This window comes from Anaerocolumna sp. MB42-C2, assembly GCF_030913705.1.
Taxonomy (GTDB): domain Bacteria; phylum Bacillota; class Clostridia; order Lachnospirales; family Lachnospiraceae; genus Anaerocolumna.
Genome location: NZ_CP133190.1, coordinates 4,810,081 through 4,825,249 on the forward strand (window position 1 = coordinate 4,810,081; position 15,169 = coordinate 4,825,249).

Genomic DNA, 15,169 nt, shown 5'->3' on the forward strand with positions numbered 1-15,169 from the left:
TAATGGGATATATCAAAAAAAGAAAACGTCAAAAGCAAAGTTTCGGAGATGCGTCCGTCAGTGTAATAACTTATGTATTTTTTGCTGCATTTGCCTTTATCTGTGTTTATCCGTTTTACTATATATTTATTAATACGATCAGTTCCAATGAACTGAGTCAGAAGGGTCTGATTATTTTTCTACCTCATGGGCTGCATTTTCAGAATTACATAAAAGCGATAAAAATACCAGGATTAATGAATGCTGCCGTTATATCTGCCGGCAGGACATTAATTGGTACTCTGCTGACAGTCGTGGCAACCGCTTTTTTAGGTTATATGTTTACCAGAGAAACTTTATGGCACAGGAAATTCTGGTATCGTTTTGTAATTATTACCATGTACTTTAATGCAGGTATCATTCCATGGTTTTTAACGATGCGGAATCTTCATCTGACCAATAATTTCTGGGGATATATTCTGCCGACGATCGTATCACCTTTTTATATCATTCTTGCCAAGACTTTTGTAGAGTCAATTCCGAAAGAATTACAACAGGCGGCAGAGATTGACGGAGCCGGAACTATGAAAGTATTTTATCGTGTAATTATGCCGGTTATTAAACCGATTATGGCAACCGTGGCTATTTTTGCTGCTGTCGGGCAGTGGAATGCATTTCAAGATACCCTTTTACTTATGACCAACAATAAGCTGTACAGTCTGCAGTTTATATTATATCAGTATATCAATCAGGCCAGCTCATTAAAACAGCTTGTTAATTCTTCCAGCAGTTCTGCTGTGGCGCAAAGTGTGGCAACTGTACAGACAGCTACTTCAATACGTATGACAGTTACGATTATTGTAGTAGCACCGATTTTATTAATTTATCCTATTTTTCAGAGATATTTTGTGAAGGGAATTATGATTGGAGCAGTCAAAGGCTAGATATAGGAGGATGGTAGGCATCTTTTTATATACTATAAAAAATGGAGGATTCATTTATGAAGAAGAGAAAAATCATTTCATTATTGTTGGCAGTAATCTGCATATTTTCTATGGTTTTGTCCGGGTGTTCCGGTTCCAAGAAAACAGACAGCAGCAATACGGCTGACACAAAGGATTCTACTGCAGCGAGCACAGCTGAGGATACTAAAAGTACATCCGATACATCTGATACATCCGGTAATACTCAGGCAGAAATTGATCATTCAACTCCGCTTACCTTGGAGGTATATGATGTTGCAGCAAATTATCAGGGAACACAAAGCGGATGGTTTGCAAAAGTTATCAAGGATAAATTCAATTTGGAATTGAATATTATCGCTCCACAGGCATCCGGTGATGGGGAAGCTCTTTACCAGACGCGTACCGCCGCAGGCAAATTAGGTGATATCATCCTGTTGGATAATTCGCCACTGCAGGATTGCATTAAAGCTGGTCTGATTGCCGATATCAGCAGCGATGTACAAAACAGCAAGAATTTAAACCAGTATTATGATCAGTATAAAACTTTTAACGCAGGTCTTGAGGGTAACAGTGAGGGTAAGATATATGGAATGCCTTGCCAGATAACTAATACATCCCCTACCACTTATTCTGAAGATACGGTATATATCAGCCCTATGCTCCCTTGGGATTATTATTCAGAAATAGGAGCTCCGGAGATGAAAAATCTGGAGGACTTACTGAATGTTCTTGAAAAGATACAGAAAGCACATCCAACCAACGATAAAGGAGATCCTAATTATGCTATATCTTTATGGCCGGATTGGGATAAAGGCGGAACTCAGGTAACCATGGAGACTGCGACCCAGCTTACCAAAACCTACGGTTATGAAGTAAACGGTTCTATTATGCTTGGTAATACAGGTGATATGAAAGAAGTTACAGATGATGACGGAGCATATTATAAGATGCTGCACTTCTTCTTTGAAGCAAACCAGAGAGGTTTGGTTGATCCTGACTCAGGTACACAGAACTGGGATACGGCATGTACTAAGATGAAGAACAAACAGGTATTATTATTCTGGTATAACTGGCAGAGAGGTTTCTGGAATACTCCGGAACGTGCCAACGAAAGAAATGCTTATATTTATGCACCTGTTGAAGATATGAACTTTTACCAGCCATCCGATTATTATTATGGAGACGGCAGAGCCTTTGCAATAGGTTCCCATATGGAGGGTAATGACAGAGCGAGGGCAATAGAATTCCTGGATTGGCTGATTAGTCCTGAGGGATTACAGTATATTCATGACGGTATTCCGGACTGGAGTTATACCAAAGGTGCCGATGGTAAATATACCCTTACGGAAAACGGTCTGTATGGTCTGATGGAGAATCGTACCGTGCCGGATGAATGGGGCGGCGGCGGATTCGATGACGGTAACTGTAAGATCAATCAGTGGCCTTTACATTCGGTATCTACCAATCCGAATACTGGTGAGCCATATAATACTAACTATTGGGCCTCCTATCTGGAAGCTAATAAGACTACCATGACAAAAGAGTGGAGCGCAAAATACGGTGGTGAAAATCAGGTTAAATATCTGGAAAGCACCGGACAATTAAAACCCATACCTAACGTTAATATCATACTTCCGAGTGATTCCACGGATGTGGCTTTAATCCGCAGCCAGTGTGCTACTTTAATCTGTGATACTTCCTGGAGAATGGTTTTTTCAACCAGTGAAGACGAGTTCAAGAGCATGTGGACTGATATGAAGACTCAACTGGATGGTCTTGATTGGGCAAAATTAGTTGAATTTGATAAAGCAAAATTCCAAAAAGTTATTGATGCCAGAGCTGCAGCAGCAAAGTAATTTAGTATTATTTTATATACTTTGATATTAGAGTAATTAACATTTTATAACTTTGCATGTATGAAAATTCAATAAGTTCCATATATGATTTGAAAGTGTCATATATGGAACTTTTCACATTATCTAAAGAGACAGGAAAGAAATATAATTTCAGGGCCGGCTGGTGAAAGTGATTAATGACATTACCCAGTTGATGTTATTATTCTTAAGAATCATTAAATATATAATAGGAGATATGTATCAAGTATGGCTAATAAAATATTATGTAACATTAACAGGGAAGACAGTATTACGTTCAACAATAACGCTTTGTTCTGTATCGGTACGGGGCGTATGAATCTGGCATTACGGAAAGAATATTATAATCAGTTAAAAAAGGTCCAGGAGGATATCCATTTTTCCTATATTCGTGGTCATGGATTATTCTGTGATGATATGGCTGTTTATCACAGCTATGAAGTAGACGGAATAGAAAGAGCAGAATATAATTTTACTTATTTGGACATGGTTTTTGATGATTATCTGTCTATGGGACTAAAGCCTTTTGTGGAGTTAGGGTTTATGCCGGAAAAGCTGGCATCAGGAAGTCAGACGGTGTTTTACTGGAAAGGAAATGTAACACCGCCGTCGGATTATAATAAGTGGGCGGAGCTTGTGAAAGCTACCGTAAATCATTGGATAAAACGTTATGGAAGAGAGGAAGTCATAACCTGGCCTTTTGAAGTATGGAACGAACCGAATCTTCCGGTTTTTTGGAAAGATGCGGATATGGAGGAGTATTTTCATCTGTATAAAGTTACCGTAATGGCAGTCAAAGACTGTGATTTACGTATTCGTATCGGGGGACCGGCAATTTGTGGTGTGGATGATAAACGCTGGCTTCGTTGCTTTCTGGAATATTGTTCTGCAAATAAAATTCCCCTGGATTTTGTAACCAGACATGCGTATGCAACGGAAATGCCTGAAATAGACGGTCATTATGCTTACCAGAACTTAAGAAAACCGGAAATATTTATGGAGGAATTAAGGGAGAGCCGCCGGATTATAGACGGGTTTACGGAATATGCAGGTATGGAGATGCACCTTACAGAATTCAACACCTCCTATACTCCTCTTAATCCGATTCATGATACAAATCTTAATGCTGCTTATATTGCGCGGTTATTAAGTGAACTGGGGGATGTCTGCGCTTCTTATTCTTATTGGACATTCGGAGATGTGTTTGAAGAATCAGGGGTCTCCTATACTCCATTTTCAGGTTGTTTTGGATTATTAACCAATGGAATGATCCCCAAGCCTACTTACTGGGCATTTTCTTTCTTTCGTAGTCTAAAAGAAAATGCGGTTGCACGCAGTGAGCATTATATCATTACTAAGGATAACAAAAACGACATCTATGGAATTGCCTGGAATCCGGTAGAGGAAGAGGGGGAAAAGGAGATTTCCTTACACATATCTATTGATTTGGAAAACGGAGATTACAGAATGGTTACCAGGTTGGTGGATGAGAATACCTGCAACCCTCTTAAGGACTGGATTACGATTGGTTCGCCGTCCAATCTGACAAAAGAACAGAAAGAACTGCTTTTAGAAAGTTCGAAACCCTTGGTGAAAATTGAGCGTTTAAGTGTCACAGAAAAAAAAGCCAATTTCCTGATCCCTTTATCATCAAATGCATTATGTAGTTTTGAAATACAGCGTATACACCCTGAAACTGATAGAGGATTCAGACCAGAACGTATCAGAGGAGCTGGTGAGAATAGTCTTGCCTGGAATTCATTAAACTCATAAGTAGTTCAGTTTAAGGAAAGCTAAATAAGGTATTTCACTGTTAGATCAATTATTTAACAGACATAGAATAGATAGGAAGAAGGAGTGGATTATGAGAAACAGTGACGTAACAGCTTTGCCTGAGGAATATAAACGGGCTGTAAAAAAGATACGTCAAGGTACCTTGGAGGAAATCTCATACAGTTGCGGTAATTATATTAACCGGTTTCGGCAACTAGTGACAAATCATAATATTTCTGCTGCAAAAGCAGGAAGAGAAACTGTATTCGGGGATTCAATTATAAAGAAATGCAGCGTTTATTTACCGTCTGATTATGATTGCACAGATAAGGAGCAGAGATATGATGTACTTTATTTGCTCCATGGGGTAGGAGGCAGTTCTGAGGAATGGTTATCCGGAAACGGAATAACAGATGGAAATTTTACCATATGTAATATTTTTGACAACCTGATTGCAAATGGAGATATCAATCCTATGATTGTTGTTTTTCCGGAGGGCAGAAGTGCATATGACTGGACAGATACTGCCTTTAATCCGGAAGGAACTAATCTCCTGGGTTTTTACTATTTTGATTATGAGTTAAGATACGATTTAATTCCATTTATTGAATCCCGGTATAATACTTATGCTAATATTTTGGATACCACTTCTGGAGGAATAGCCTATAACCGCTTACACAGGGCGTTAGCGGGTTTGTCCATGGGTGGTATGCAGGCTCTTAATCTGGGACTGGGAGGTTACCGGTGTGATTCGACTGTATTTACAAGAGGAGAAAGCAGTTGGAAAAACGGCCTGATTACCACTGTATCCGCACCTGGTATGTTGGATCTATTTGCTTATACAGGTACTTTTTCCAATGCACCTACCTCAAGTGATGGAAAATATCTGGGAGCAAGTATAGGATCAGGCAGTTTTAAACTTCATATGCTCTATATGACCTGCGGTGATGCAGATGGAGTGGCATATGGGGCCGGCTATTCAAAAGCAGTAAAGGGATTAATGGAAGCAGCGGGGATAAACCTGGGGGATTATTACAGGATTTTGATAAAGGATGGTATTCATGATTTTAATGTATGGAATAACGGAGCTTATAATTTCAGCAGGTTAGCCTTTGAAAATATGAAAGAACATAACGAGCCATATCATATTACTAAGACACTTTGTGTCTAAGGCATTACATATAGGTAATTGTATAAAACATAAAACAACTTAGTTTCTCGAATATTCTTGTTTTTAGCTTCCGTTGTCCTATGGGACAGACTTGGATCTGAGAAAGTATAAATTGTATGGTATATCAATGCAATAATAATATTTCGCAGTTTCCTAACGTTGTATATTAATAATAGTTTAAAATTTTAGAATGGAGGTATCCGTATGTTACGGTTAGTGAAAACAGAAAATGGTGTAATACAAGGGTTACCGGCAGCAGATCCGAGAATTACCGGTTTTAAAGGCATTCCATTTGCGGCACCGCCCACAGGAGAAAACCGCTTTCGAGCTCCCCAGCCGGCAAAAAGCTGGGAGGGGATATTAAAAGCCTTTGAATTTGCACCCATATCCATGCAGGCAACACCAGGGATTAATAAAGAGGATATCTATACAAGGGAATGGGCGGTTGACCCGGATATTCCCATGAACGAGGATTGCCTGTATCTGAATGTCTGGACGCCTGCCTTAAAGGCGGACGAAAAACTTCCGGTTTTTGTATGGTATTTCGGAGGTGGTCTTCAAGTAGGTAATACGGCTGAGATGGAGTTTGACGGGGAGAGAATCGCAAGAAGAGGTATCGTTGTGGTTACGATTAATTACCGGTTGAATGTTTTTGGATTTTTATGTCATCCGGAAATAACGGCAGAAACACCCGAGGCTCCTGGGAATTTCGGGCATCTGGATCAGCAATTTGGAACCAGGTGGGTCAAACGAAATATCGCTTCTTTCGGAGGTGATCCCGATAATATTACTATAGGCGGACAGTCAGCCGGAGGTGCAAGTGTTATGAGTCAGCTGACTTCACCTCAGAATAAAGGGCTTTTTCAGAAAGCGATTATTGAAAGCGGTATGATAACCGGACTTTATCCGGATGATTTTGTATTTGGGGAAAGAAAAGAATTGCTTGAAGAAGAACAAGAAGGCGTAAAATTCTTTGAATTTCTGGGAGTTTCTTCTTTAAAAGAAGCCAGGAAACTGGACGCAGAATATATTAACAAGAAAGCACAGGAATATAACAGATTCTGGGGGACGGTTGTAGATAATAAGTTTTGTTTAGGAAACCCATTTGAACTTGTTGCCCGGAATAAAGGTATGAGTATTCCTATGATGTTCGGACATACTTCTTCCGAGTTTTATTGTGAACCAAAAGCAGATACAATTAGTGAGTTCCACAAAATGGCAGTTGAATTATTCGGCGAAGATGCAGAAGAATTTATGTCATTATGTAATGCGGCTTCCGGAAATTTAGTAGAAATGAAAAGCAGGGCTTCGGTAAGAATTATTGAATATGCGAACCGTATCGCCGCCTGTGCCAATGATAATTCTAAGGTTAAAGCGCCGATGTACTATTATAATTTTGATGCCGAAATACCGGGATTTGATAACCCGGGTACGTTTCACTCGGTGGATCTTTGGTTCTTTTTTGAAACTCTTGCGAAATGTTTAAGGCCTTTTATTGGCAAGCATTACGATCTTGCACGACAAATGTGCAACTACTGGGCTAATTTTATACGTTCCGGCAATCCCAACGGAAAAGATGCAACAGGAGAAGATATGCCCTTATGGGAGCCCTATTCAAAAGAAGCACCCTTTGGAATGGTATTTGGAGAGAAACCAGAATTTGTCAGGGAACAGCCTGGGGAAGTTATGCAGTTTCTTGTAAGGAAATATTTCAGGAATAAGGATATCCGGTTTTAGTGAGAGAATCAATAGTTTTGCCGTTCTATTACTTGTTTATTATGACTCTATCAGGTTTTACCACAATAAAAACAGGTCATACACAACTGCGGTTTCAAACATTTTGTATGACCTGTATTTGCATGACCTGTATCAGAAGTTATACTAATTGGAGACGGGATCAAATACCTGCAGTACTTCGCTTCCGTTTTTGATAAACGCAATAAATTCATGGATTTTTGCTGTTACCTTAACAGTTTTTCCGCCCTCATAAATCTGTCTGTCATTGATATTGACCCAGTTTCCACCCGGCAGATATACATGACGTTCGGTAATGCCCTGTTCCAGAATAGGGGCGAAGAGGATGTCTTCCCCGAACATATACTGGTCTTCAAGGGTATAACAATACTCGTCCTCATAAAAATCATAAAACATAGGGCGCATAATAGGTGAACCTGTGGCAGCAGCAATATCCATATATTTTAAAATATAGGGTTTCAGACGTTCCCGCAATTCAATTATGTGTTTGATAATGGAATAGTTTTGATCGCCAAAACTCCAGATCTCATTATCCCCGCCGCTTTTTTCTTTAACTTCCGGATAGCGGTCCACCTGACCGGTCATGCGGCTTCTTGCACCATGAATTCGCATAACAGGACAGAATAAGCCGAATTGGAACCACCGGATAATAAGTTCACGAAAATAATCGCTTTCAATATTGCCGGAATGGAAGCCGCCGATATCGCTGTTCCACCAGGGAATACCGCACATTGCCATGGATAGACCGCTGGTAAGACTTTGTCTAAGGGCAGCAAAGGTAGAAGGAATATCGCCGTTCCAGGCAAGAGCTCCAAAGCGTTGACTGCCTGGATAAGCTGCACGGGTAAGGGAGATGATTTCCTCTTCTCCTTCCGACTTGAGACCGTCGTAAAAAAGCTTGGTGTAATAATAAGGATAGAGAAGTGCCGTTTGTGCGCCGTTACCGGCATAAAAATGAAGGTTGTTAAACTGCTGGGGATGAACCTCAGGTTCTGCTTCATCGAGCCAAAAGGTCTTAATACCGTATTTATAATAGTTCTCTTTAATTTTACTCCAAACATAAGGACCTGTTTCCGGATTCGTGGGATCGATAAAGGTCTGCTGCCCATAGAAGTTAAAAATGCCGTATTGACCATTTTCTGTACGAACCAGCATATTTTCCTCTTCCATGACAGAATAGTTTTCACTGTTTGGATTGATGGTGGGCCAGACAGAAACTACAGGGCGGATTCCTAAGGCTTTTAGTTCCTGACACATGGCTTTTGGGTCGGGCCAATACCTGGGATCAAATTTCCATTCACCCTGTTCGGTCCAGTGAAAATAATCGATTACGATTGCAGCCAGAGGAATTCCTCTTTTATGATATTCTCTTGCTATTGCTAAGAGATCCTCCTGGCTTTCGTATCGAAGCTTGCTTTGCCAGAAACCGGCAGCCCACCCAGGGAAAGCCGGAGCATATCCGGTTAGATCGCTGTAGGTTTTTAAGACATCGGCCGGACGTTTACCGGTATAAATAAGATAATCAATCTGGTATGCATTCTCGGAGCACCAGAGAGTATGGTTACCGGTTGTTTCGCAGTATCCCGGTGAAGGATTGTTCCACAAAAACCCGTAACCCAGTGAAGAATACAGAACCGGCAGCGTTGATTTGGTGTTGTAGTGGACAAGATTGCAGCTGCAGCCCTTTCTGTCAAACTGGTCTTCCTGTTCCTGACCAAGCCCATAGAAATGTTCACCTTTATTACTTTTAAAGATTGCCTTAACCTGATAATTATCTCCGCTTATATGGTTAAAACGTGTAACAGGATCTCCTTCCTCTTTTGAACATAATATTTCTCGTCCATTACGATAATAAGTGATAACACTGGGTATCCAGCCGCCGCCGGCAATTATGGAAGCAGAGATACTTCCGTTTGTAATGGTGGCTTGCTGTTCATCCCCTGTAATATGACAGTCATTTTTGGTAACAGGCGGCAGTAAGGTCCAGTTCTCACCTGAAATAGTACTGTTTCTGGTGGAACGATACCGCAGGCAGTTAATGCCGTAAGGTTCAATTATGGTAAGTTCGTCTTTTCTTCTAAATATTATTTTATCTGAGGAAAGTATAAGTTTACCCATTGGTCTGCTCCTTATTTGATTGGTTTTAAAGTGTAGTTTGGCTGACGCTCTCGACACAAGCAAGAATGTGTCAAAGTACATTCTCTTTTATTGATCCGGTATCCGGTTCTGACTATACTATAGTAAAACTATAATTGTTTTTCTTTAACAAATTTGTGCAGTAATGGTACAATATTGATATGCCCAATAAGTATGGGTGTTAGTACAAATATAGGAGGTATAGTATGCCTGCGGAACAAAATTCTCTGCTGCTTGAGAGAGTAACACATAAAACTCAGTTTAGAGCAATATCATTTCATCATACGGTAAGTAATCCGAAAACGGAATTAGTTTTGTATCTTCATTGGCACAGTGAAGCGGAATTTCTTTTCCTTGAAAAAGGAGAAGCAATTTTTAAAATCGAAGAACAGGAATTTTATCTCCATGCCGGAGAAGCCATATTTATACCGCCGGATTTACTTCATTCGGCAAAGGGGATAAACGAAAGCGGCTGTGAATTTTATGCCATCGTTTTTTCATTGTCTTATTTGTTCGATTCCTGTGCGAATCCACAGTTTACAAGATATCTGCAGCCGGTAATCAATTATGGCACCCGCTGTACCCTTCATCTTATTCCGGGAGTGCCCTGGCAAAAAGATATACTGGAAATGTTGAAAAGGATGTATGAAGAATCCCATAAGGTTCCGGAATACTGGGAACTTCAGATGTATGGCATGCTTCTTACGGTATGGCAGGGGTTGTACAATAACTACCTGTCCGGATTTGAGACGGATTGTCACTATAAGAAACTGTCCGAGCAGCTTTCTGAGACCTTAAGATATATACATGATTCTTATGGGGAAGACATTTCTTTAAATGAACTTGCTGCGTTATCTAATATGAGTGAGGGACAGTTCTGCCGTCTCTTTAAGAAACTGACCGGATTTACGCCCTTTGGTTATCTGAATCGGTACCGGATCATCAAAAGTTGTAAATATTTAACCGGTACAAACAAAAAAATTACAGAAATCGCAGCATTATGCGGTTTTAATAATATCAGTTATTATAACCGGGAATTCATCCGGTATATAAGGATTACACCCTCAGCTTACCGTAAAGGTAATCTGAATAGTTAAACTGCAATATAAACCTGGATGCTTATGATATGCCAAGGATTTTTGTTACTCTTTTTCTAAACTCCTTGTCCTGAGGGACCCCGGTTTTTACCAAGGTTATCCCTATAGTTTGCCGGGCTAACCCCCGTCACCTGCTTAAAGGATTTGCTAAAGTGGAAGGGATCGGTATAACCGACCAGGTTCGCAACCATATTAATCGTTAGAGTATAGTCCCCCAGTAGCTGTTTGGCAGTATTAATCCGATAATTCTGTATATATTTTGAAGGTGTGACATGAACATATTTTACAAATATTTTGGTCAGATAAGAAGGAGAAAAGGAAAAGTGGTCTGCTATCAAATTCAGATCGATGGGCTTTTGATAATTCTGTTCAATATACTTCTTAATAAGACCTGCGATTTCCTCAGAATTATAGGCAGGAGGTTTACCCACGGATTCTAACATCTCATGGGTTGATAGAAAGTTCTGCTCCAGTCTTTTTAACAAGGAAGATAATTCATCCAGGTTCACCGGTTTTAAAAGATATGCAAAAACACCGTATTCAATTGCAGATTTGGCATAGGCAAAATCGTCATGACCGCTTAAAATCACACACTTAATATAATTGTTATATTCTGCTATATGCTTTACCAATTCGATTCCATCCATGACCGGCATTTGTATATCGGTAAAGATTACATTGGGTGTCTGTTCTTTTATAAAGGCTAAGGCATCTTCTCCATTGGATTCAATACGAATAACCTTAAAATTCGGATTAACCATCTCAATATTCTTAGCAATATTTTTAGCTAGTAACTTTTCGTCTTCTACAACGACTACTGTAAAAATTTTAAGATCATTATTCATTGTATTTCCCTCCAATTGTTAATAAAGCCCCGCCTGTCAAAAGATTGCTGATCCGGAATATGTGGCTGCCCTTATACAATAGCTTAAATCGAATATATATATTCATCAGTCCCATACCACGGATTTCTAAATTCGGCAGTAGTCCGGTTCTGTTAATTTCCTCGATTTTTTCATTCAGACTGTCGATTTCCTCCTGGCCAAAACCTGTGCCGTTATCAGAGATGGCTAACTCCCAATAGGTATTGGTAAGAGTACCGTTAATTGTGATTTTCCAGGGCGGTTTTATGGATTTGGTGGTAAATTTAATTGAATTTTCTACAATTAATTGCAGACAAAGTTTTGGAAGCTTGATATCCAACATAGTATCCGGAATATTGATTTCATAAAGAAGATCGTTATCATACCGGATTTTCATGCACTCTAGGTAATCTATGGTGTTTTGAATTTCAAGCCTTAAAGGTACCATAAGTTCCTTGTCTGAGGAAATATACCGAAGGATATTTGATATATTCTGGCACATCAGGTGAATCTCCGAATCCATATGTTCATCTGCCATAGACTGTATGGTAGCCAGAGAATTGTAGAGGAAATGGGGATTCATCTGGGATTGCAGTGCAAGCATTCTGGACTGCATCTCCTGATTTTGCAGGGTTATTTCCCGTTCCATGGACTGCTGGGCTTTTTTCTGCATGGTAATTAAAGCGGAATACAGGGTATTAAATTCTATAATATGAGTATCAATATCAGTAAAAACATTTTTTCCGGTATTTGACAGATCAAGCTTAAAGGATTGAACCTGTTTATAAATCTTTGTAATGGGTGTGGTAATGATATGTGCTGAGAGATAAGAAAGCAGCAACATAGCAAAAGCAATAATAATCAGTATTATGATATTGGCCTGGATATACTCATAAATCGGTCTTAACAGGTTATTGTTACTAACGGCAATCGCTACGGTAAAGCCAGCATATTCCGTATGTTTATAAAACAGGTAAGTATTTTTATTATAACGGTGGGTATTGACCTCATCACCGTCCTGGGCGACCTTGCCGGTAGACAGTGTTCTAAAATATTCTGTATAGGAATTATCTGAAAAATCAGGATATATGCATTTGCCTGTCTGGTCATAAATATATATATTCTCATTGTAGGGTTTTGCGATGTTGTTAATTTTTTGAGTCAAAAAGGATATGGGGTTTTTCACTTCAATTATGCCCTGGGGTATATTATAGGCATTATAATACATTGCATATAAAGAGATAAAAGTAGCTCCATTATGATAAGAGTAAAAATTTTTAAGACGTTCATCTTTATCACTGGTCATTAGTCTATAATGATCGGAGGATATAAAGGTTTCATACCAGGGATAGTCTTTTACCGAAGCATTAGAGGCAGAAGTATCAAGACCTACGCCAAAGACACCTTTATCAAGGGAATACAGGTAAATCTGGACAACAGGACGGTTCGGCCCAATTATGGCAGTCAGCATATCAATGAGTATTTTGTTATTTTGGAGGCTGTTATAATCCGTATTGCGGTCACCGGAGCTATCCGTATCAACAGATTTGATGTATTTTGTAAAACGCTCCTTTATCAAATTAGAATAGGCAATATTCTGAGCAACAGTATCCAGTGTTTTTGCCTCTTCATCCAGAAAGGCGGAGATGGTATTAACATTTTGGGAAATCAGTTTTTCTGCATTGGCTCTCAGCTTTTTTGATTCCGAAGTTAAGAAAAAAATCATGAAAATGCCTAAAACTGAAAATAATAAATAAAAGTACGTGTAAAACAGGATAGATTGAATGCTTCGTGTCTTTTTCTTTTTTATCATTATGGCTGTACACCTTTCATTTTATATGGCTTCTCGTAGCATATAATCTCTAAAACTGCTAATAAAAGAATATATGCCCGTAATCAGCGTAAAATTGATCTTTGCACCCTGCTATGTATCGTTAATAGAATTTGAGACTTAAGGTAAAATTATTACATATATGAGACATAAAATATACATTCCAATAGCATAGTTTACAATCTATAATAAAGTCATAGCTTTTGGTTGTCAATAATGTATAATTAAATGCCGTGTTTTTCGTATTATTTGACAACAGGCTAAATTATTTATGAAAAAGAAAGGCAGGGGTATCATGAGAGTGTGGAAAAAATTATTAGCGTTAGGGCTAGCAACAACAATGTTATTGTCACTGACAGCCTGCAGCAGCAAAGGTACTGTGGAGGAACCAAAAGGAAATACAAGTACCGGAAACAAAGCTGAAACATCGGGGGATACATCAGCAGCGGATGATAAGAAACAGGACATAACAATATCTATTATGGCAAGTCAGGATTGGGTTCAGGATGCCGAGCTGGAACTGGGCAAGAAATTTACCGAGAAAACCGGTATTAAAATTGATTACCAGATTGTTCCTTCGGATCAGTATAACAGCTTGCATATGACAAAACTGAATACTGGGGAATGCACAGATATATTTGCAGGACAGAGCGGTAAATTTGATATTCAGACTCAATACAATGTTGAAAAGAATGCAGTTGATTTAAGCGGGGAAGGCTGGGCAAAGAATGTTGATACCTTAGCCGCAGCAGAATTAACAGTCAACAATGCTTTATATGGACAGCCGATACAGGATGTATCCTCTGTTTGGGCAGTAGCTTACAATAAACAGATATTCAGTGATCTGGGGCTTACGATACCGACAAATTATGAAGAGTTTAAAAAAGTCTGCGATGCTATTTTAGCAGCGGGAAAAACACCGATTTATGAATGTGTATCAGATGGCTGGCACCATGTTTTATGGTTCCCGGAAACTGCTGTCCAGGCAGAAGTAAAAACTCCAGGACTGGTTGATAAACTAAACAAGAACGAAACTACCTTTGCCCAGGATGACACTTTAAAGTTAATCCTCACTCAAATCAAAGATATGGTGGATAAAGGCTATTGGGGTGATAACTATATGTCAAACACCTATGCTGACGCCGGTAAGAATATTGCTTCCGGTGAGTATGTTATGACAATAGCGAATCAGGGATTTGGTACGGAAGTAAACAAAGTTGATCAAAGCTTTAGTGCAGATAATATCGGTTACTTTGTAATGCCTTTAGCAGATAACCAGACACTGAATGTGAATCCTTCCGGTCCTTCCAGATTTATCTATTCCGGCTCAAAGAATATAGAGGCAGCAAAACAGTATCTTGATTATATGGCTTCGGATGAAAGTCTTGCATACTTAACCGAGAATGTTTCAAAGTTTAATAAACTGCCTTACAGCAATGCACCTTCAAAATATACGGATACAATTAAAAGTTTTTATGACACCTATACCTCACAGGGAACTGTATTCCAGACCGCTGTAAAATATGTTAATCCACAGTGGATGGATATCGGCAGCAGCATTTCTGCTTTGCTATTAGGGGAAGCAACACCAGAGGAGGTTCTTAAACTCATTGACAAAAACAGGTCTGACCAGGCAATTACCGCAAAAGATCCGGCTTGGGCAAAATAGATATAGGGATTTAAGGGGCTGCCGTAAAATGCAGCCCCGTTTATCAGACAGGAGGA

The 15,169-nt window shown here is 39.3% G+C and carries 10 protein-coding genes; 7 read left to right on the forward strand and 3 right to left on the reverse strand.

Annotated elements, in window-relative coordinates:
- The first annotated feature begins 2 nt into the window (after positions 1 to 2).
- From RBU59_RS21355 to RBU59_RS21375, 5 genes are all read left to right on the forward strand, one after another.
- Positions 3 to 923 carry a carbohydrate ABC transporter permease gene (locus tag RBU59_RS21355; RefSeq protein WP_308144496.1) on the forward strand — a complete coding sequence of 307 codons (921 nt, stop codon included), beginning with the start codon at positions 3 to 5 and terminating at the stop codon, positions 921 to 923.
- Between the two features lie 56 nt (positions 924 to 979).
- Positions 980 to 2,800, forward strand: coding sequence for an extracellular solute-binding protein (locus tag RBU59_RS21360; RefSeq protein ID WP_308144497.1), 1,821 nt, complete (start codon positions 980 to 982; stop codon positions 2,798 to 2,800).
- A 246-nt stretch (positions 2,801 to 3,046) separates the two neighbouring features.
- Entirely contained in the window at positions 3,047 to 4,591 is a 1,545-nt protein-coding gene (locus tag RBU59_RS21365) for a GH39 family glycosyl hydrolase (protein ID WP_308144498.1), read from the forward strand.
- A gap of 91 nt (positions 4,592 to 4,682) precedes the next feature.
- Complete coding sequence (locus tag RBU59_RS21370; protein ID WP_308144499.1) at positions 4,683 to 5,762, forward strand: alpha/beta hydrolase; 1,080 nt, start codon at positions 4,683 to 4,685, stop codon at positions 5,760 to 5,762.
- A 204-nt stretch (positions 5,763 to 5,966) separates the two neighbouring features.
- A complete protein-coding gene (locus RBU59_RS21375) occupies positions 5,967 to 7,499 on the forward strand; it encodes a carboxylesterase/lipase family protein (protein WP_308144500.1) in 1,533 nt (510 codons plus the stop codon).
- 144 nt (positions 7,500 to 7,643) lie between these two features.
- Here the strand turns inward: RBU59_RS21375 and RBU59_RS21380 are convergent, their stop codons facing one another.
- The gene (locus RBU59_RS21380) at positions 7,644 to 9,635 is read right to left on the reverse strand and encodes a glycoside hydrolase family 31 protein (RefSeq protein ID WP_308144501.1); all 1,992 of its coding nucleotides are present in this window, start codon (positions 9,633 to 9,635) and stop codon (positions 7,644 to 7,646) included.
- Positions 9,636 to 9,859: 224 nt separating this feature from the next.
- Between RBU59_RS21380 and RBU59_RS21385 the strand changes: the two genes are divergently transcribed.
- Positions 9,860 to 10,750 carry an AraC family transcriptional regulator gene (locus RBU59_RS21385; protein ID WP_308144502.1) on the forward strand — a complete coding sequence of 297 codons (891 nt, stop codon included), beginning with the start codon at positions 9,860 to 9,862 and terminating at the stop codon, positions 10,748 to 10,750.
- Between the two features lie 56 nt (positions 10,751 to 10,806).
- Here RBU59_RS21385 and RBU59_RS21390 read toward each other — a convergent pair whose 3' ends face one another.
- Together RBU59_RS21390 and RBU59_RS21395 are read right to left on the reverse strand one after the other, a co-directional pair.
- On the reverse strand, positions 10,807 to 11,595 hold the full coding sequence (locus tag RBU59_RS21390; RefSeq protein ID WP_308144503.1) for a response regulator transcription factor: 789 nt from the start codon (positions 11,593 to 11,595) through the stop codon (positions 10,807 to 10,809).
- On the reverse strand, positions 11,588 to 13,426 hold the full coding sequence (locus RBU59_RS21395; protein WP_308144504.1) for a sensor histidine kinase: 1,839 nt from the start codon (positions 13,424 to 13,426) through the stop codon (positions 11,588 to 11,590). Before RBU59_RS21395 ends, RBU59_RS21390 begins: the two co-directional genes overlap by 8 nt.
- A 313-nt stretch (positions 13,427 to 13,739) precedes the next feature.
- Between RBU59_RS21395 and RBU59_RS21400 the strand changes: the two genes are divergently transcribed.
- Entirely contained in the window at positions 13,740 to 15,113 is a 1,374-nt protein-coding gene (locus RBU59_RS21400) for an ABC transporter substrate-binding protein (protein ID WP_308144505.1), read from the forward strand.
- Positions 15,114 to 15,169: the final 56 nt, after the last annotated feature.